The sequence below is a fragment of the Sphingobium sp. B8D3B genome (assembly GCF_025961875.1).
In the GTDB taxonomy this organism is placed as follows: domain Bacteria; phylum Pseudomonadota; class Alphaproteobacteria; order Sphingomonadales; family Sphingomonadaceae; genus Sphingobium.
In genome coordinates this window covers 782,413-800,093 of record NZ_JAOQON010000001.1, presented here as the reverse complement: position 1 = coordinate 800,093, position 17,681 = coordinate 782,413, and the positions used below count along the sequence as shown (strand labels likewise).

Below are 17,681 nucleotides of genomic sequence, written 5' to 3'. Positions count from 1 at the left end.
GAGGAGCAAGCTATGGCGCAATTCCCCAATACCCCCGCTTTCACAGGTTTCAACAGCCCGTCTCGCATCGAATGCGACATTCCGAATCTCGTGCATGAGGGCACGATTCCGCCCGAGCTGAATGGCGCCTTCTTCCGCGTGCAGCCGGACCCGCAATTCCCGCCCCGCCTGGGCGATGACATCAGCTTCAACGGGGATGGCATGATCACGCGCTTCCACATTCATGATGGCCAGTGCGATATCAAGCAGCGCTGGGCCAAGACCGCCAAGTGGAAGCTGGAGAACGAGGCCGGCAAGGCGCTCTTCGGTGCCTATCGCAATCCGCTGACGGACGATGAATCCGTCAAGGGCGAGTATCGCTCGACCGCGAACACCAACGCCTTCGTGTTCGCCGGCAAGCTCTGGGCCATGAAGGAGGACAGCCCGTCCCTCGTCATGGAGCCGGACACGATGGAGACCATCGGCTTCGAGAAGTTCGGCGGCAAGATGACCGGCCAGACCTTCACCGCGCATCCCAAGATCGACCCGCTCACCGGCAACATGGTCGCCATCGGCTATGCCGCAAGCGGCCTGTGCTCCGACGATGTGTGTCTGTATGAGGTCAGCCCTGAAGGCGAACTGGTCCGCGAACTGTGGTTCAAGGCACCCTATTACTGCATGATGCACGATTTCGGCGTGACCAAGGATTATCTGGTCCTGCACATCGTGCCCTCGATAGGCAGCTGGGAGCGCCTGGAAAAGGGCCTGCCTCACTTCGGCTTCGACACCACCCTGCCCGTCTACCTCGGCATCATCCCGCGCCGTGACGATGTGAAGCAGGAGGACATCCGCTGGTTCAAGCGCGACAATTGCTTCGCGTCGCATGTGATGAACGCCTATCAGGACGGCACCAAGGTCCATATCGACGTGCCGGAAGCGGCGAACAACATGTTCCCCTTCTTCCCGGACGTGCACGGCGCGCCCTTCAACCCGCAGCAGGCGGCGAGCTACCTCACCCGCTGGACGGTCGACATGGCCTCCAACAGCGACGAGTTCGACAGCGTCACCCGCCTCACGGAGACGTCGGGCGAATTCCCCCGGATCGACGACCGCGTCACCGGCCTGCCCTATCGCTATGGCTGGATGCTGGAGATGGACATGAAGCGTCCGGTCGAGCTCAAGGGCGGCAGCGCCGGCGGCTTCCTGATGAACTGCCTATTCCTGATCGACCATCAGACCGGCAAGGAGCAGCATTGGTGGTGCGGCCCCACCTCCTCGCTGCAGGAGCCGGCCTTCGTGCCCCGCTCCAAAGACGCGCCGGAAGGCGACGGGTGGATCGTGCAGGTCTGCAATCGCCTGGCCGACCACAAGAGCGACCTGCTGATCTTCGAAGCGCTGGACATCGAGAAGGGACCGGTCGCCACGATCCACATCCCCTTCGCGCTGCGCTTTGGCCTGCACGGCAACTGGGCCAGCGCGGACCAGATCGGCCTGGAACGCGAAGCCGCCTGACCCTAGCGATCATCCAGCCACAGCCCTGGCGCGCGCTCCTGGGTGCGCGCCGGGGCTGCCGCCTCAAACTTCAAGTCTCAAGGAAGCACGTTCATGATTCAGCCCGGCCTGGAATTCGTCTATGAAGCCGGCGGCGATCTCGGCGCGCCGGTGCCGCTCGGCAACACCGTCGATGGCACCCGCCGCATCATCCCCATCTTCGAGGGCGGCCGGGTCGAAGGCCCGCTCATCAAGGGCAAGCTGCTCGGCAACGCCGCCGACTTCCAGCTCACCCGGCCCGACGGCGTCACCGTCGCCGATGCCCTTTACGCGCTGCAGACCGATGACGGCGTCGTCATCCAGATCCGCAATCGTGGCCTGCGCCATGGCCCGCCCGACGTGATGGCGCGACTGGCGGCAGGCGACGAGGTCGATCCGGCGGACTATTATTTCCGCACCGTGCCGGAATTCATCGCGCCGGAAGGCAAATATGACTGGATGAACCGCAGCATCTTCGTCTGCTCGGGCGCGCGCTACAAGGCGGGCATCAAATTGTGGGTCTGGCGCGTCACCTGACCCCCACACGCCCCGCCCGCCACCGGTTGCGTAGCGGGGGTGCCGATCCCATCTTGGATCGATGACCAAACTCAGCTTCCTTGACCTCGTCAACGTTGTCGAAGGCGAGAGCGCCGGCGATGCGATCAAGCGCGTCGGCCCGCTCGCCGCCCATGCCGAAGCACTCGGCTATCATCGCTACTGGATCGCCGAACATCACGGCATGGCCGGCGTGGCAGCAGCGGCCACCGCGCTCATCATCGCTGAGGCCGGGCGGGCGACCAAGACCATCCGCGTCGGCTCGGGCGGCATCATGCTGCCCAATCACTCACCCTATATCATCGCCGAGCAGTTCGGCACGCTGGACGCGCTCTTCCCCGGCCGTGTCGATCTCGGCCTCGGGCGTGCACCCGGCGCCGACGGCCGACTGGCCCGCGCCATCCGCCATGACACCCGGCAAGAGGCCGAGGAATTTCCCCGCAGCGTGGTGGAATTGCGCGCTCACTTTACCGGTGAGCCTGACCTCGGCCTGCTCGCCGTGCCTGGGCGCGGTGCGCAGATCGACATGTGGATTCTGGGGTCCAGCCTGTTCGGCGCGCAACTCGCGGCGGCACTCGGGATGCCCTACGCCTTCGCCTCGCATTTCGCGCCCGATCTGCTGGATGAAGCGCTGACCATCTATCGCCGCGATTTCCGCCCGTCCGCCTCTCTGCGCGAACCCTATGCGGCGGCGGCGATGAGCGTCGTCGCTGCGGACACGGTGGCGGAGGCGGAATATGTCGCCAGCTCCATGATGCAGAACTTCGTGGCGCTGCGCACCGGCCGCCCCGGCAAGCTACCTCCGCCGGTGGAGAATTATGTCGCGAGCCTCGATCCATCGCTCAGCGCGATGCTGGGGCATGTCATGCAATGCAGCGCGTTCGGCACGGTCGATGATGTCGCGCGCGGCCTGCGCCAGTTCGTCCAGCGGACGCGGGTGGATGAGGTGATCGTCCACAGCCCCGCTTTCGATCCGCAGGCCCGCACCAAGTCGCTCACGCTGATCGCGCAAGCCTTCCATGAAATGACCGAAGCCGCCTGACGCGCAGGCGGCTTCGTTTTTCGTTCAGCATTGAAGCCGCACGCTGGCCCGTTCAGGCCGGTGCGAGTTTCTTCGCGTCTTCCAGGATCATTTCCGATCCCTTCTCGCCGATCATGATCGTCGCGGCATTGGTGTTGCCGGAGACGATCTTGGGCATGATCGAGGCATCGACCACGCGCAGGCCCTGAACGCCGTGGACGCGAAGACGCGCATCGACCACCGCCTTGGGGTCGCTGCCCATGCGCGCCGTGCCGACGGCGTGATACAGCGTGCCGCCGGCGACCTGCGCATAGAAGAACATCTGATCGTCCGTCTCGCCGAACGGATCGGGGCCGGCCAGATATTTGGCGATTGCCGGCTGCTGCCAGATTTCGCGAATGATCTTGAGCTGCGTGACGGCCATCTGCTGGTCGATCGGGTCCTGCAGATAATTGGGCGTGATCTTGGGGGCCTGCGTGCCATCGGGTGAGCGGGCGTGGATGTGCCCGCGCGATTCCGGGCGCAGCTGGCAGGGGTTGGAGGCCATGCCCGGCTCCTTCTCCAGCGCCAGCTGCTGCTTGGCGTTCAGCACTTCCAGATCCATGGACGCCGCCATGGTGTGGATCTGGATGTCCGGCGTCTCCAGCCCTTCGCGCGAGCGCAGGAAGGTGCAACCATGCGCCACCGCGTAGGAAAGCAGGCCCTTACGGGTCATGCCATATTTGAGCACCTGGCCGATCAGCGGCAGCCCGCTGGCCATCGAGTTGACCGACGGCGTGCCCGGCTTCAGCCGCGCCTGGCAGCCGATCATATAGTGGTCCTGCAGGTTCTCGCCGACGCCGGGCAGCTCGTGCACCAGCTTCACGCCCAGCTCCCGGACGACCCCGCCCTGCCCAATGCCGGAGATTTCCAGCAGCTTGGGGCTCTCGACCGCGCCGGCTGCAAGGATCACTTCCTTGCGCACCTTCACGCGGCGCAGGCGACCATGCTGGACGAACTCAACCCCCACCGCGCGCTTGCCCTCGAAGAGGATGCGCGTCGTCATGGCGCGCAGTTCGACCGTGAGATTGACGCGGTCCATGACCGGATGGAGGAAGCCCACCGCCGTCGAGCAACGCTTGCCGTTGCGCGCGGTCATCTGGAACCAGCTGGTGCCCTCCTGATCGCCGTCGTTCAGATCATCCTTATAGGCATAGCCAGCCTCGACACAGGCATCGATGACGGCCTTGCTGATCGGGTGATGCTCGGGGAAGTCGGAGACAGCCAGCTCACCGCCCTGCGCATGACCTTCCATGGCGCCACGGGTCTGGTCTTCGCTCTTCTTGAAATAGGGCAGCACGTCGTCCCACGCCCAGCCCTCATTGCCCATCTGGCGCCAGCCATCGTAGTCGGCCGACTGGCCGCGCACATAGAGCATGCCGTTAAGCGAAGACGAGCCGCCGAGCACCTTGCCCTTGGGCCATTTGTGGGGGCGACCGCCTGAGCCCTCGTCGACCTCCGTCTCATACAGCCAGTTGACCTTGGGATCGTTCAGCGTCTTGCCGAAACCGATCGGGATATGGATCATCATGTTGGAGCGGAACTGGCTCAATTCCCGCGTCGGGCGGTCATCGCCGCCAGCCTCGAGCAGGACGACTTCCGTGCCCCGATCCGCCGAGAGCCGGTTGGCGAGAACGCATCCCGCGCTACCCGCTCCGACGATCACGTAATCGACAGTTCTCTCGTCCGTCATGCTCTTGTCATCCTCTCATTGCACCGCGCACGTCCCCCGCGCGGCTCGACTCAGTTCTTATGACACAAAGCGCCATTTCGAACAAAGTCAACAATGAGAGGATGCTAAGCAGGTCAAAGCATCAGACAGGCTCCCCTGCATCCCGGGCGCGAACCAGAATGAGGCTCTCGTCCTTGCGGATGCGGGTGAGGAGAATGACCAGCAGGATGATGATGGGAATCGCCATCCAGTTGACGCTGAGGATCGCGGTGCGCAGATCACCCGTGGCATCCGAGATCATCCCGACCAGATAAGGCCCCATGCCGAGGCCGAAAATGGTGGAGATGATGAGATAGGTGCTCGCGGTGATGCCGCGCATGCGAGGCAGCACAAGTCCGTAGATCAGCGAGTAGAGCGGCGGCATCCAGCAGGTGAGGATGACGCTGTAGAGGACGAAGCGGCTGTAGAAGCCGAACGCATCCGGCGCATGATAGGTCCAGACCCCGATGAGTGGCGAGACGCCGAGCGCGAACAGCGTGAGATACACGCGGCCGGTCGCCGGCATGGACTTGTCGAACCAGTCAGCCAGAGGCCCCGAAATCATCGGGCCGATCACACCGATCACCAGCGAGAGCAGGCCGAAGGTGACGCCTGTTTCTGCGGGCGATGTGCCATAGGTCTGCATGATGAAGGCGGGCGTGAAGCCCATGATGCCGTAATTGATCACCGTCTGCAGCGCGCCGACCGCAATCGCGATCATCAGGGCCGGCGAGCGCACCGTCACCTGATAGGTCGGCGGATCGGCAAGCGCCAGCCGCTGCAACAGGTTGAAGATCACGATGATGCCAAAGCCCATCACGCCCCATTGCAGGATGTGGGGATTGAGCGGCACGCCACCGAAACTGAGCGCCGGGCGCGGCGAGAAGGCCGAAGCCAGATGCACGAACAGCGCCATCAGGCCGACCACGAGCACCATGACGCCGATATTGGCGGTCCAGTGGCGGGCACTGGCCTTGCTGGCGGCAAGGCTCAGCAAATTGGTGCCGGGCGTCACCGCACCGAGCAGCGCGAGGCTCGAGCGGAACGGCGCCGGATCGGGCCGGGACGGGATGCCATCCATCGCGCCGCGCTGAGGCTCCTTGAGGTGCCACAGCAGCAGAGCGAGGATGAGGCCCGGAATGGACGCAACCAGAAAGGCGAACTGCCAGCCTGCCAGCCGCAGCGGCGCTTGCCCCGCCGGGTAAAGCGTTTCCCACCATTGCGCCGCGACACCGCCGACGACATTGGACATGCCAAGGCCCACCGCGATGGACGCCGCGATGGTGCCCATCACTAGGCCACGCCGATGCTTGGGGAAATAATCGAACAGCAAGGATGTGCCGGCTGGGGACGTTGCCCCCTCGCCGATACCCACGCCCAGCCGGGAAATCGCCAGCATCGCAAAGCCGCTCGCAAAGGCCGCGAGGCCGCTCGAGAAGGACCAGAAGGCGATGGCGATGGCCAGGATGCGCGTGCGAATCCAGCCGTCCGACAAGCGACCGAGCGGCAGGGAGAACAGCGCATAGAACAGCGCGAACACCGTTCCGTACAGCAGCCCCAGCTCGGCATCGCCAATCTGCAGGTCCGCCTTGATGCGCGGCGCGAGAATGGCGAGGATGTTGCGATCCAGCAGCGACATGGCGTTGGTGAGAGCCACCAACGCCAGCGCATACCAGGCGGTGCCGGTCACCCGGCCCGACACCGGCGGGGTCGTCACAGGTTGAAGACCCGCTCGGCATTGGTCTGCATCAGCTTCTTCTTGGCTTCTGCAGAAATGTCGAGATTGTCGTGCGTGCGCACCTCATCGGCGACATATTCATAGGGATAATCCATCGCGTACATCACCCGGTCCTCACCGAGCTGATCGATGCACAGCTTGATCGCCAGCGGACAAGCCATGCCGCTCGTCGTCACGCAGACATTGTTGCGCATGTAGTGGAACAGGTCGTGGTTGAGCGGCTTGAGGCGCTCGTAGCGCTTCGAGCGGACGCCTGCCTGATGCATGTAATTCATGCGGAACAGCCAGTAGGGGATCGCCTCGCCGCCATGGCCGACGCACACGGTCAGGTTGGGATAGCGGTCGAACACACCCGTCGTCAGGATACGCAGCAGATGGTAGCCGGTCTCGACACCGAAGCCGAAGATCGCGCCATCGAGGCCAGCCTCGACCATGCCGGCGATCATCGCATCCGGCGGCGACTGCGGGTGGATGTAAAGCGGCAGATTATTGTCGGCGCAGGCCTTCAGGATGGGGTCGAACTGCTCTTCATCGAGATAGTGACCCTTGGTGTGGCTGTTGACCATCACGCCCTTGAAGCCCAGCTCGTTCTTGCCGCGTGCGATTTCCTCGACGGACCACTGCACGTCCTGCGGGACGATGGAGACCATGCCGACATAGCGCGACGGGTGGCGTTCGCAGGCGGCCTTCAGAACGTCGTTGGCATTGCGGACCAGCGTCTTGGCTTCATCGGTCTCGAATGCCTGTCCACCGGGCGATGTCAGGGAAAGAATGGCGACGTCGATTCCGGTCTCGTCCATCGCCTGAATGCGCAGATCGTCCAGATCGAGTAGTCGATCGCGAATGAACTGGGTCCGCTCGGAAGGCGACGTGCCGTAGAAACCCCAGAGCGACGTGGTAGCCTTGTCGGCCCGGCCTTCTTTGACCAGCTTCAGAAAGGCGTCGAGCTGTTCGGCCGTCGCAAAAGCCTCTTCGGTCGCGATGCGAAGATAGCCGCGATCGCCGCCGGTGTTGAGCGCGTGGGTCATGTTACTCTCCTGAGAAATGGGGAAAGAAAGCCCCGGCGCCTGCACGGGCACCGGGGCTTGTATTCTGGATCAGCCTTCGTGGACGACCTTGGTCACGAGGCAGGCGTGGAGGCCCTCGGGGCCATCCTCATGGCCGTGGCCCGACCACTTGACGCCGCCGAACGGCGAGTCCGCACCGCCGATGGCAACGCTGTTCACGCCGAGCATGCCGGTCTCGACTTCCCGCGCCACGCGGCGCTGCAGCTTGACGTCGTCCGTCCAGCTGTAAGCGGCGAGACCATAAGGCAGCCGATTGGCCTCCGCGATCATGTCGTCGACCTTGCCGAACGGATTGATGAGCGCGACCGGGCCGAACGGCTCCTCGTTCATGATCTCGGCATCGAGCGGGATCTCGCTAAGCACGGACGGAGCATAGAAGAAGCCCTGATTGCCGATGCGCTCGCCGCCCGCGTTGAGCTTGGCGCCGCTGCTGACAGCGCCACCGATGAGGCGCTCCATGGCATCCGGGCGACGCTCATTGGCCATCGGGCCCATCTGGATGCCATCCTCAAGGCCGTTGCCGACCTTGAGCGCCTTGGCACGGCTCGCGAACCCGTCGCGGAACCGCTCGTAGACATTTTCCTGCACGATGAAGCGGGTTGGCGAGACGCAGACCTGGCCGGCGTTGCGATATTTGTGGCCGACCATGACATCCAGCACGCGGTCCACGTCGACATCGTCGAACACCAGTACCGGGCCGTGACCACCGAGTTCCATGGTGGTGCGCTTCAGGTCTTCGGCCGCCAGCTTGGCGAGATGCTTGCCGATCACGGTCGAGCCGGTGAAGCTGAGCTTGCGGATGATCGGCGAAGCGAGCAGGTGGCGCGACACCTCATCGGGCACGCCGAACACGGCCTGCGCGACGTCCTTGGGCAGGCCGGCATCGAGCAGGCACTGCAGCACGCCGAGCGCGGACGCCGGGGTCTCTTCGGCAGACTTCATGATCACCGAGCAGCCCGCCGCAATCGGCGCGCCCAGCTTACGGCCAGGATTGCCGAGCGGGAAGTTCCAGGGCGAGAAGGCCGCAACCGGGCCGACCGGCTCATAAGTCACCGTCGAGCGCATGCCGGCCGGGCGAACCAGCGCGCGGCCATAGAGGCGCGAAACCTCACCCGCGTAGAAATTGAACAGGCCGGCGACCATCATCACTTCGATGCGGGATTCAGGCAGGGTCTTGCCCTGCTCCATCGTGGCGATGCGAGCCAGCGTCTCCTGCCGCTCCATGAGCAGACGCGCTGCGCCGGAGAGCACGGCAGCGCGCTCCTGCGCCGTCGAGTTGCGCCAGCGATTGAACCCGCGCTGCGCGGTTTCCAGCGCGCGGTCGAGATCCGCGGTGGTGGCCAGCGGCAGCTCGCCAAGGGTCTCGCCTGTCGCAGGATTGACGATGGTCTGCGTTCGGCGATCACCGCCGGTCACGGCCTCGCCATCGATGATCATGTGCAGGGCAGGATAATTGGTCATAGCCATCCTCTCGGGACTCTAAGCAAAACAGAGTGACGCCGGACCAAAGCCCGGCGTCGCGCAATATCCCCTGTGAGAACTCAATGATGAGTCGTCAACTCCCCGCAGGCATTGCTTTGCTCACAGCCGCAGCTTCTGCTGCTTCCAGGCGCTCGATTTCCTCGCGATAGGGCTTGCACGCGCGCCACATGCTGATCGTGGCGAGTGGCAGCAGCACGAGCGCGGTGATGAAGATCGCCTGCCAGAGCCGCGCCTCATCCCGCACGACATATTGCGCCACGACGCCGATCACGAGGCTGCCCATCGCGCCGAAGAAGGTAAACATGAACAGGTACAGCGCCGTCACCTGCCCGCGCATGGCCTGCGGCGCGACCCGCTGCACGGCGGCATTCTGGGCCGGCGCGCCCGCGAGGCCGAAGAGCGTCGCCACGGCCATCGCGCCCATGGCGAGGTGCCCCGTCGGCATCAGCGGCGCGGCCAGCGTGCAGATGGTGACCGCGGTGAAACAGATCGCCGCCGTGCGAACGTTCGCATCCTTATACTTGCGGCCGAACCACGAGACCATCAGGCCACCGAGCACGAGGCCGGCGAGCTGCGCGACCAGCAGCATGGGCGCGAGCACCGCGCCGATCTGCGCCTCGTCCATGCCATAGGTGCGCACGAGGAAGGGAACGCGCCAGAAACCGATGCCCTGGCTTTCCGTGGCGCTGAGCGCCAGCGCGATGAACAGCGGGTAATAGACCATGCCTTTCGCCTGAATGCCGCGAATGGCATCGAAGCCCATGAACGTGGCGATCTTGCGGCCGAAGCTGGCCTTTTGCGGTATCGCAACGGGGTCGGCCACAGCCGCCCGCCGCGCAGGCTCCTTCACCAGTAGGAACAGCAGCGCCGCCGGGAAGGACAGCAGGCCGAGGCCGATCAAGATCCACTGCCAGTTGAAGATGCGCAGGCCCCACACATAGCTGGTATCCCAATGCGATACCGCGCCGATCATCATACCACCGAACAGCACGCCAAGCGTGGTGCCGCCGATGAAGCCGAACTGCAGCAGCGCGAAGGCAATCGGGATTTTCTTGGGCCGGAACATGTCCACAATGAGCGAATAAGAGCCGGGGCCATGCGCCGATCCACCAGCGCCCAACAGCATCCGCGCCGCGATGAACTGGCCGAAGCCCTGCGCCAGACCGCTGAGCATGGTGACGCCGCCCGTCACCGCCGCGCTGATCGCGAGGATCATCTTGCGCGGGTAGATATCCACGAGCCGGGCCAGGGGAATGCCGACGAACACGTAGAAGATAATGCTCGCCGGCCCACCCAATATGCCAAGCTGCGTATCGGACAGGCCGAAATCGACCTTGATCCGCTCCGCCAGCATCCCGAACACGGTGGCATCGAAAAAGCTCAGGAAGGTGGCGATGATGATGACAGTCAGCGCGAAATAGGCACGCGGGCTGGAGGGCCATTGCTGCGACGCGGCCCCAGCATCGTCGCCCGGCACGGAGTGTGCCGCCTGAGGTGCCATTGCCATGTCGTGAATTCCTCTCTGCTCGCCCTGGCGCCGCACCGGTTCCATTTCCTGCGGCTCGTTATCCTGCCAGTTTCAACCGCTGAGATTGATTCTGTCCAGCTTTAATTGCGCAGGCGAGGCTCCTTGTCTAACCTCTCCTCTGCCTGCGCCATGGCGCAGGCAGAGGAGAGGACATCATTATGCCGAACGAAACCGGACGCCCGACAGCGGCGCAGGAGGATTATGCCGCCGATCGCGCCGCGATCATGCAGCTTGAAGCCGAGTATCTCATGGCGCTCGATTGGGGCGATGCCGAAAGCTACGCCGCTCTGTTCGCGCCCGAAGGCGTGCTGGAATGGGCAGGCGGCACCGCCGTTGGACCGGAGGAAATCTACAAGGAAATCGGCGTCTACAAGGAAGCCATCAAGCAATATTATGGCGACGATGGCTCAGGCCAGCCTGTCACATTGCGCCACTTCATCACCAATCAGGCCATCTATGTGCATGGCGATACGGCCAAGGGCGTGATCTACTGGTTCGAGGTTGCCAATAACGGCACGGGACATACCCCGCATATCGGCAGCTACGGCCATTATGAGGACAGGATGCGCAAGGTGGACGGCGCCTGGAAGTTCGTCAGCCGCAAGATTTTCAACGAACAATTACCGGGCCGTCGTGCCGGTGCCGAAAATCCGGGACGCGCGGCGCGGCTGCCATAAACATGTCATCACGCTTGTGCTCCTGCAAAGGCAGGAGCCCAGGGCAGCCAAGCGATGACTGTGCTGAGTGAAACGGGGCGCCCGTAATGAGCGCCCCACCCCATCTCAGTCCCGATAGCAGACCTTGCGGGCAGCCTTCACGACCCGCGCCGCATCGATCAGCGCCGCCTTTTCGAGATTGGCCGCATAAGGCAGCGGCACGTCCTCGTTGGTCACGCGCAGCACGGGCGCATCGAGATCGTCGAAGCCCTGCTCCATGCAGACTGCCGCAATTTCGCTCGCGATGGAGCAGACCGGCCAACCTTCCTCGACCACCACGAGGCGGTTGGTCTTTTTGAGGCTTTCCAGCACCGTTGCGGTATCGAGCGGGCGCAGCGTGCGCAGGTCGATCACCTCGGCATCGATGCCATCGGCGGCAAGCGTTTCCGCTGCCTCCAGCGCGACGCCAACGCCGATCGAGTAGCTCACCAGCGTCACATCCTTGCCGGGGCGGACGATGCGTGCCTTGCCGATCGGCAAAACATGATCGTCAAGCTGCGGGACCTCGAAGCTGCGCCCGTAGACCAGCTCGTTCTCGAGGAACACCACCGGATCTTCGCTGCGGATCGCCGCCTTGAGCAGGCCCTTGGCATCCGAGCTGTCATAAGGCGCGATCACGATCAGGCCCGGCACGGCGGCATACCAGGGACCGTAATTCTGGCTGTGCTGCGCGCCAACCCGGCTCGCCGCCCCATTGGGGCCGCGGAACACGATCGGGCAACGCATCTGGCCGCCGGACATGTAATTGGTCTTGGCGGCCGAGTTGATGATCTGGTCCATCGCCTGCATGGCGAAGTTGAAGGTCATGAACTCGACAATCGGCTTGAGACCGCCCATCGCAGCGCCCGCGCCGATGCCGGCAAAGCCATGCTCGGTGATGGGCGTGTCGATCACGCGCTTGGGGCCGAACTCGTCCAGCAGGCCCTGAGTGACCTTGTAGGCGCCCTGATATTCGGCGACTTCCTCGCCCATCAGGAACACGCGCGGATCGCGCCGCATTTCCTCGGCCATGGCATCGCGCAGCGCCTCGCGGACGGTCGTCTTGACCATCTGCGTGCCTTCCGGGATCGCCGGGTCCGTCACCGCGCTGGCCTTGCTGCCGGAGAGATTGGCGGTGCCGCTCTCGGCCTTCTTGGGCGCCTCAGCCTCGTCCGCAGCCTTGGGCGCGGCCTGCGCTTCGGCCTTGGGGGCTTGCGCAGCCGGTGCGGGCGCTTCTTCGCCTTCGCCGGAGAGCATCGCGATCACGGTGCCGACCTTCACATTGTCGGTGCCCTCGGCGATCAGGATCTTCTCGATGGTGCCTTCATCGACAGCCTCGAATTCCATCGTCGCCTTGTCGGTCTCGATCTCGGCCATGATGTCGCCGGCCTTAACCTCATCGCCTTCCTTGACGAGCCACTTGGCCAGCGTCCCCTCTTCCATCGTCGGCGAGAGGGCCGGCATCTTGATCTCGAGACCCATCAATACTGCTCCACCAGCACATCGGTATAAAGTTCGGCCATGTCAGGCTCGGGCGAGGTTTCCGCGAAGTCGGCCGCCTCGCTCACATCCTTGCGGATCTTCGTATCGATGGCCTTCAAATCCTCTTCCTTCACGCCGGCATCGGCGAGAATCTTCTTGAGGCCCTCGATCGGATCGGACGTGTCGCGCATGTGCTGCACTTCGTCGCGCGAGCGATATTTCGCCGGATCGGACATCGAGTGACCGCGATAGCGATAGGTCTTCATTTCCAGCAGGATCGGCCCCTTGCCGGACCGGACATATTCCAGCGCCGCCTCGGTGGCGCCGCGCACGGCCAGCACGTCCATGCCATCGACCTGGATGCCCGGAATGCGGAAGCTCTCGCCGCGACGATAGAGCTGATCCTCGGCCGAGGAGCGCGCCACGGAGGTGCCCATGGCATATTGGTTGTTCTCGATCACATAGATGATCGGGAGCTTCCACAGCTCCGCCATGTTGAAGCTCTCATAGACCTGGCCCTGATTGGCCGCGCCGTCGCCGAAGTACGCGACGCACACGCCGCCATCCTCGTTATATTTGTGACCGAACGCCAGACCGGTGCCGAGGCTGACCTGCGCGCCGACGATGCCATGGCCGCCGAAGAACTTATGCTCGACGCTGAACATGTGCATCGAGCCGCCCTTGCCGCGCGAAATGCCGGCTTCGCGGCCCGTCAGCTCGGCCATGATGATCTTGGGGTCGATGCCATAAGCGAGCATGTGGCCATGATCGCGATAGCCGGTGATCACGCTATCCTTGCCGGGCGTCAACGCGGACTGGATGCCGACCGCAACCGCTTCCTGACCGATATAGAGGTGGCAGAAGCCGCCGATCAGGCCGAGACCGTAAAGCTGCCCTGCCCGCTCCTCGAAGCGGCGGATGAGCAGCATCTGACGGTAGAATTCGAGCAGCTCTTCCTGGCTCGCGTCATAGGGATTGGGCTCACCGGGGCGCTCCCGGTTATGATCCGCAGACGGCGCCATGGCAGTGGATGCAGGGGCATTTTGCGCGCGTCTGGAAGCTGGCTTCGCCAATGTTTCAGGTCCTTCTCGCGTGGCTGTTACAGCCAGCTATAGGCACGGCACCGGCAGGAGCGCAATGTCCAGATAGGTTAAATGGGTGGCGAAATCTGGTTAGTCGACCGCACCCATGTTCATTTCATTGGAACGACGACTTCATCGGGGTGCGTGACGCCGAGCTGCTTGCGGACCAGCTCGTCGACCATATCCGGATCAGCATGGCGCGGATCGAGCAGCTTCACCCGATTCTCCAGCGCGGCCTTCTGCTTGTGCAGCGCCGACAACTCGGCCTGCCGCTGCTTGAGCTGCCGGCTGTAATCGGACCAGGCGAGAATGCCGTTCGGGCCAATGATGGCATAGCCGATGAAGAGCAGGAGCAGGAAAATGGCAATGGCCGGCGTGAACGCCGAACCAAGAAGAAACCTCAATTTTGCCAGATGCGCCATGGGCCCTTGGAATCACGCCGACCGTCGCAATGCAAGCCCAAAATGAACGAATGCGACAAATTGCATTAACTTTGTAGACAAGCCGTCGACCCGGGGGATGCGCAACGGATTGTTCGCCTCCACCCGGACCGTTAAAACGCCTCAGCGGAAAATCGACGTTCCCGCATAATAAGCGCGGTCGCCCAGCTCTTCCTCGATGCGGATGAGCTGGTTGTACTTGGCGAGCCGGTCAGAGCGCGCCAGCGAGCCCGTCTTGATCTGACCGCAATTGGTCGCCACCGCCAGATCGGCAATGGTCGCGTCCTCGGTCTCCCCCGAGCGGTGCGACATCACATTGGTGTAGCGCGCCCGGTGGGCCATATCGACGGCAGCCAGCGTCTCGGTCAGCGAGCCGATCTGGTTGACCTTGACCAGCATGGAGTTGGCCAGCCCCTTCTCGATGCCCATGGCGAGGCGCTTGGGGTTGGTGACGAAAAGATCGTCGCCCACCAGCTGGCACTTGTCGCCGATCTTGTCGGTTAGGATCTTCCAGCCCTCGAAATCGTCCTCGCTCATGCCGTCCTCGATCGACTTGATCGGATAGCGCGCGACGAGATCGGCGAGATAGTCGGCCATTTCAGCCGGGGAGAGCGTCTTGCCCTCGCCGGAGATCACATAGCTGCCATTCTTGAAAAACTCGGTCGCTGCGCAATCGAGCGCCAGCACGACATTCTCGCCCGGCTTGTACCCGGCCTTCTCGATGCTCTGCATGATGAAGTCGAGCGCTTCGTCCGTTGAAGCGATGTTGGGCGCAAACCCACCCTCGTCGCCCACGCCGGTCGCAAGACCCTTGTCGTGCAGACCCTTCTTGAGCGTGTGGAAGATTTCCGAGCCGATCTGCACGGCATGGGCGATGCTCTCCGCGCCCACCGGCATGATCATGAACTCCTGGAAGTCGATCGGATTGTCGGCATGTTCGCCGCCATTGATGATGTTCATCATCGGCACCGGCAGCACATGGGCAGAGACGCCGCCGACATAGCGATACAGCGGCAGGCCGCGCGCATCGGCGGCCGCCTTGGCCGTCGCGAGGCTTACGCCGAGAATGGCGTTGGCGCCGAGCCGCGCCTTGTTCTCCGTGCCATCCAGCTCGATCATCGCGGCATCGACATCGCCCTGATCCTCGGCATCCATGCCGGTGATCGCTTCGGCTATCTCGCCATTGACCGCATCGACGGCCTGGAGAACGCCCTTGCCGAGATAGACGGACTTGTCGCCATCGCGCTTCTCGACCGCCTCATAAGCGCCAGTGGATGCGCCCGAGGGAACGGCGGCGCGGCCGAAGCTGCCGTCTTCTAGCAACACGTCGACTTCCACCGTCGGGTTGCCGCGGCTGTCCAGGATCTGGCGGGCGTGAATGTCGAGAATTGCGGTCATGGCTGTGCCTTCCCCTTCCGTCTGGCAAATTATCGGCGCGGATTAGCGAGCGCACTCCCTCATGGCAATGGCGGGCGGCTCGGCTTATCTTGCTGTTTCTGTGCAATGGCGGGAACATTTGCCGCCGCAGGTCTGTTAAAGAGGGCGAGCCTTGCTATAACAGGCAAGCCTGTTCTGTATCACAAGAGGAACCCGCCATGGCCGAGACCAATAGCACTGGAACGACCCGCAAGAGCACGTCGAAGGCGACGTCGGCGCGCAAGGCTGCATCGGATGCCACGAGCGCGAAGTCGGCTGCGCTGTCCACGGCAGCAGAGGCGCGGGGCGCGGAGACCGGATCGAGCACCGACTGGCGCGAGCAGGCCGGCGAATTTGCCGAGCAGGCTAAGGCCACCGCACGCGGTGCCGCCACGACGGCCAAGAACACGACGGGCGATGCCCTCCATGGCCTCTCGAAGCTGATCGCCGAGACCGCCGAGACCGTCGATTCCAAGCTCGGCCCGCAATATGGCGATTATGCCCGCAAGGCTGCGGAAACCGTCGCTGGCGCGGCGGACTCGCTGGATGCCAAGGATATCGACCAGCTGACCGAGGAAGCGCGCAACTTCGTGCGTAAAAGCCCTGCGGTGGCGATCGGTGCGGCGGCCGTGGTTGGCTTTGTGCTCATGCGCATGATGCGGGGCTCATCGAGTGAAAGCTAAGGCTGCAAGGACCGGCCGGCATTGATCGATGAGTGATCCCGACACCATGCACACTGCGGCGGGCACCCCGCCGGACCCTGAAGACGCGCTTGAAAAGGAGACCATTGGCGAGAGCTTTTCGCGGCTGATTGCATCGGGCCGGGAACTCGCCGAGGCGGAATTGACGTGGGCGAAGCTTAAAGCGGCACTGATTGCCGCGGCGGCCCGCCGCGCGGCGCTGTTCGGCGTCCTCGCCTTTCTGTTCGTCAGTCTGGCGCTTGTTACGCTGGTCGCGGCAGCCGTGATCGCGCTCGCGCCTTCTGTCGGTTGGCTCGGCGCCGCTCTGATCGTAGCCGGAGTCCTCCTGCTGCTCGCTGTACTTTGCGGCCTGATGGTCAAGCGTGCCCTCTCCCCCCTCAGCAAGGCAGACCGACCATGAGCAGCGCGCCCTCCCCCCTCGAGCTGGCCGAGGCCCGCCAGCGCGCGGATGGCGCAAGAGAGCGCTTCCGCTCTGCACTGGACGGGGTTCGCGAGCGGTTGAGCCCGGCGCACTTGAAGGACGACGCCGTCGAGGCGGTTCAGCAGAAGGTGTCGCAGGCGAAACAGGCCGCGCGCGGAACGCTGCGTCGCCATCCCGTCCTGACGACGCTGGGCGCGACCGGTGCGGTCGGCCTTCTCTTCTGGCGCCCTGTGCGATTCATCTTGCTCTACGTGATGCGTGGTGCTTGGCTCGTCTGGTTGAATCGCGCTCTGTGGAGCCAGAAAGAGGACAGTTGATCAGACGATGACCGCCCCGAAGACGAAGAAAGGCCGCCCAACGGCTTCTACGCTTGATCAGGTCAAGGACAAGGTCGGGAGCACGCTTGCCACGGTGCGCGAGCGGGGCGAGGACGTGGTCGCTGACACGCGCGAAAAGGCCTATCGCGCGGCCAATGAAACCAACCGTATGTTTCAGGAGCATCCCATCGCGGCGGTAGCCGCGGCGGCCGCAGCCGGGGCCGTCATCGCCATTTTCCTTCCCAAGCTCGCCATCGGATCAGCTGCGGACAAGGCCGGGCGCGCCGCGCAGCGCGCTGTGCGCAACTCCGGCGTGCGCCAGGCTGCGCAGACCATGTTCGCCAATCTTGCAAAGACGGAAAAGGCCGCGCTTCAAACGGCGGCGGTCGAAGCCGCCCGCCTGATCGGCAAACGCATCAAGAAGCCGCGTTCGGACAAGAAATCGGACGCCTAGGATCGCAAGGCCAGTGTCGCCAT

General features: G+C 63.8%; 17 protein-coding genes. 8 read left to right on the top strand and 9 right to left on the bottom strand.

Annotated features, from left to right (window positions below; all coding sequences use genetic code 11):
- Positions 1 to 12: 12 nt before the first annotated feature.
- The 3 genes from M2343_RS03685 to M2343_RS03675 all read left to right on the top strand — a co-directional run bounded on the left by M2343_RS03685 (position 13) and on the right by M2343_RS03675 (position 3,106).
- Positions 13 to 1,491, top strand: a complete 1,479-nt coding sequence (locus tag M2343_RS03685) for a carotenoid oxygenase family protein (RefSeq protein WP_264575635.1) — start codon at positions 13 to 15, stop codon at positions 1,489 to 1,491.
- A gap of 93 nt (positions 1,492 to 1,584) precedes the next feature.
- Positions 1,585 to 2,046 carry a DUF3237 domain-containing protein gene (locus tag M2343_RS03680; protein WP_181559904.1) on the top strand — a complete coding sequence of 154 codons (462 nt, stop codon included), beginning with the start codon at positions 1,585 to 1,587 and terminating at the stop codon, positions 2,044 to 2,046.
- Between the two features lie 61 nt (positions 2,047 to 2,107).
- On the top strand, positions 2,108 to 3,106 hold the full coding sequence (locus tag M2343_RS03675; protein WP_264575634.1) for an LLM class flavin-dependent oxidoreductase: 999 nt from the start codon (positions 2,108 to 2,110) through the stop codon (positions 3,104 to 3,106).
- A 52-nt stretch (positions 3,107 to 3,158) separates the two neighbouring features.
- On the opposite strand, the gene M2343_RS03670 is transcribed toward M2343_RS03675, so the two are convergent.
- The 5 genes from M2343_RS03670 to M2343_RS03650 all read right to left on the bottom strand — a co-directional run bounded on the left by M2343_RS03670 (position 3,159) and on the right by M2343_RS03650 (position 10,629).
- Positions 3,159 to 4,817 (bottom strand): GMC family oxidoreductase, encoded by a 1,659-nt coding sequence (locus M2343_RS03670; RefSeq protein WP_264575633.1) that lies wholly within the window; start codon positions 4,815 to 4,817, stop codon positions 3,159 to 3,161.
- A gap of 121 nt (positions 4,818 to 4,938) precedes the next feature.
- Positions 4,939 to 6,552: an MFS transporter gene (locus tag M2343_RS03665; RefSeq protein WP_264575632.1), complete on the bottom strand. Its 1,614-nt coding sequence runs from the start codon at positions 6,550 to 6,552 to the stop codon at positions 4,939 to 4,941.
- Complete coding sequence (locus M2343_RS03660; RefSeq protein ID WP_264570604.1) at positions 6,549 to 7,601, bottom strand: amidohydrolase family protein; 1,053 nt, start codon at positions 7,599 to 7,601, stop codon at positions 6,549 to 6,551. The genes M2343_RS03665 and M2343_RS03660 overlap by 4 nt, the downstream gene beginning before the upstream one ends.
- A 69-nt stretch (positions 7,602 to 7,670) precedes the next feature.
- The gene (locus M2343_RS03655; RefSeq protein WP_181559908.1) at positions 7,671 to 9,101 is read right to left on the bottom strand and encodes an NAD-dependent succinate-semialdehyde dehydrogenase; all 1,431 of its coding nucleotides are present in this window, start codon (positions 9,099 to 9,101) and stop codon (positions 7,671 to 7,673) included.
- A gap of 94 nt (positions 9,102 to 9,195) precedes the next feature.
- A complete protein-coding gene (locus M2343_RS03650; RefSeq protein WP_264575631.1) occupies positions 9,196 to 10,629 on the bottom strand; it encodes an MFS transporter in 1,434 nt (477 codons plus the stop codon).
- Positions 10,630 to 10,808: 179 nt separating this feature from the next.
- Here M2343_RS03650 and M2343_RS03645 point away from each other — a divergent pair, with 179 nt between their 5' ends.
- Entirely contained in the window at positions 10,809 to 11,327 is a 519-nt protein-coding gene (locus tag M2343_RS03645) for a nuclear transport factor 2 family protein (RefSeq protein WP_181559909.1), read from the top strand.
- 105 nt (positions 11,328 to 11,432) lie between these two features.
- Here the strand turns inward: M2343_RS03645 and M2343_RS03640 are convergent, their stop codons facing one another.
- From M2343_RS03640 to eno, 4 genes are all read right to left on the bottom strand, one after another.
- Entirely contained in the window at positions 11,433 to 12,827 is a 1,395-nt protein-coding gene (locus tag M2343_RS03640) for a pyruvate dehydrogenase complex E1 component subunit beta (protein ID WP_264570608.1), read from the bottom strand.
- Positions 12,827 to 13,900 carry a pyruvate dehydrogenase (acetyl-transferring) E1 component subunit alpha gene (gene pdhA / locus M2343_RS03635; protein ID WP_264575630.1) on the bottom strand — a complete coding sequence of 358 codons (1,074 nt, stop codon included), beginning with the start codon at positions 13,898 to 13,900 and terminating at the stop codon, positions 12,827 to 12,829. Before pdhA ends, M2343_RS03640 begins: the two co-directional genes overlap by 1 nt.
- Positions 13,901 to 14,019: 119 nt before the next feature.
- Positions 14,020 to 14,331 (bottom strand): FtsB family cell division protein, encoded by a 312-nt coding sequence (locus M2343_RS03630; protein ID WP_181559912.1) that lies wholly within the window; start codon positions 14,329 to 14,331, stop codon positions 14,020 to 14,022.
- A gap of 141 nt (positions 14,332 to 14,472) precedes the next feature.
- Positions 14,473 to 15,747, bottom strand: a complete 1,275-nt coding sequence (gene eno / locus M2343_RS03625) for a phosphopyruvate hydratase (protein WP_264575629.1) — start codon at positions 15,745 to 15,747, stop codon at positions 14,473 to 14,475.
- Positions 15,748 to 15,944: 197 nt separating this feature from the next.
- Here eno and M2343_RS03620 point away from each other — a divergent pair, with 197 nt between their 5' ends.
- Genes M2343_RS03620 through M2343_RS03605 form a run of 4 tightly spaced genes read left to right on the top strand, consistent with a single transcriptional unit; the run spans position 15,945 to position 17,658 of the window.
- Positions 15,945 to 16,448, top strand: a complete 504-nt coding sequence (locus M2343_RS03620) for a hypothetical protein (RefSeq protein ID WP_264570611.1) — start codon at positions 15,945 to 15,947, stop codon at positions 16,446 to 16,448.
- A 28-nt stretch (positions 16,449 to 16,476) separates the two neighbouring features.
- Entirely contained in the window at positions 16,477 to 16,866 is a 390-nt protein-coding gene (locus M2343_RS03615; RefSeq protein WP_264570612.1) for a phage holin family protein, read from the top strand.
- On the top strand, positions 16,863 to 17,204 hold the full coding sequence (locus M2343_RS03610; RefSeq protein ID WP_264570613.1) for a hypothetical protein: 342 nt from the start codon (positions 16,863 to 16,865) through the stop codon (positions 17,202 to 17,204). The genes M2343_RS03615 and M2343_RS03610 overlap by 4 nt, the downstream gene beginning before the upstream one ends.
- A gap of 7 nt (positions 17,205 to 17,211) precedes the next feature.
- Positions 17,212 to 17,658 (top strand): hypothetical protein, encoded by a 447-nt coding sequence (locus M2343_RS03605; RefSeq protein WP_264570614.1) that lies wholly within the window; start codon positions 17,212 to 17,214, stop codon positions 17,656 to 17,658.
- Positions 17,659 to 17,681: the final 23 nt, after the last annotated feature.

Bases quoted from the DNA above. Each gene is read 5' to 3' on its own strand.
- M2343_RS03685 (WP_264575635.1), top strand. From the start codon at position 13: ATGGCGCAATTCCCCAATACCCCCGCTTTCACAGGTTTCAACAGCCCG.
- M2343_RS03640 (WP_264570608.1), bottom strand. From the start codon at position 12,827: ATGGGTCTCGAGATCAAGATGCCGGCCCTCTCGCCGACGATGGAAGAG.
- eno (WP_264575629.1), bottom strand. From the start codon at position 15,747: ATGACCGCAATTCTCGACATTCACGCCCGCCAGATCCTGGACAGCCGC.
- M2343_RS03650 (WP_264575631.1), bottom strand. From the start codon at position 10,629: ATGGCAATGGCACCTCAGGCGGCACACTCCGTGCCGGGCGACGATGCT.
- M2343_RS03655 (WP_181559908.1), bottom strand. From the start codon at position 9,101: ATGACCAATTATCCTGCCCTGCACATGATCATCGATGGCGAGGCCGTG.
- M2343_RS03675 (WP_264575634.1), top strand. From the start codon at position 2,108: ATGACCAAACTCAGCTTCCTTGACCTCGTCAACGTTGTCGAAGGCGAG.
- M2343_RS03630 (WP_181559912.1), bottom strand. From the start codon at position 14,331: ATGGCGCATCTGGCAAAATTGAGGTTTCTTCTTGGTTCGGCGTTCACG.
- M2343_RS03620 (WP_264570611.1), top strand. From the start codon at position 15,945: ATGGCCGAGACCAATAGCACTGGAACGACCCGCAAGAGCACGTCGAAG.
- M2343_RS03615 (WP_264570612.1), top strand. From the start codon at position 16,477: ATGAGTGATCCCGACACCATGCACACTGCGGCGGGCACCCCGCCGGAC.
- M2343_RS03605 (WP_264570614.1), top strand. From the start codon at position 17,212: ATGACCGCCCCGAAGACGAAGAAAGGCCGCCCAACGGCTTCTACGCTT.
- M2343_RS03645 (WP_181559909.1), top strand. From the start codon at position 10,809: ATGCCGAACGAAACCGGACGCCCGACAGCGGCGCAGGAGGATTATGCC.
- M2343_RS03610 (WP_264570613.1), top strand. From the start codon at position 16,863: ATGAGCAGCGCGCCCTCCCCCCTCGAGCTGGCCGAGGCCCGCCAGCGC.
- M2343_RS03670 (WP_264575633.1), bottom strand. From the start codon at position 4,817: ATGACGGACGAGAGAACTGTCGATTACGTGATCGTCGGAGCGGGTAGC.
- M2343_RS03660 (WP_264570604.1), bottom strand. From the start codon at position 7,601: ATGACCCACGCGCTCAACACCGGCGGCGATCGCGGCTATCTTCGCATC.
- M2343_RS03680 (WP_181559904.1), top strand. From the start codon at position 1,585: ATGATTCAGCCCGGCCTGGAATTCGTCTATGAAGCCGGCGGCGATCTC.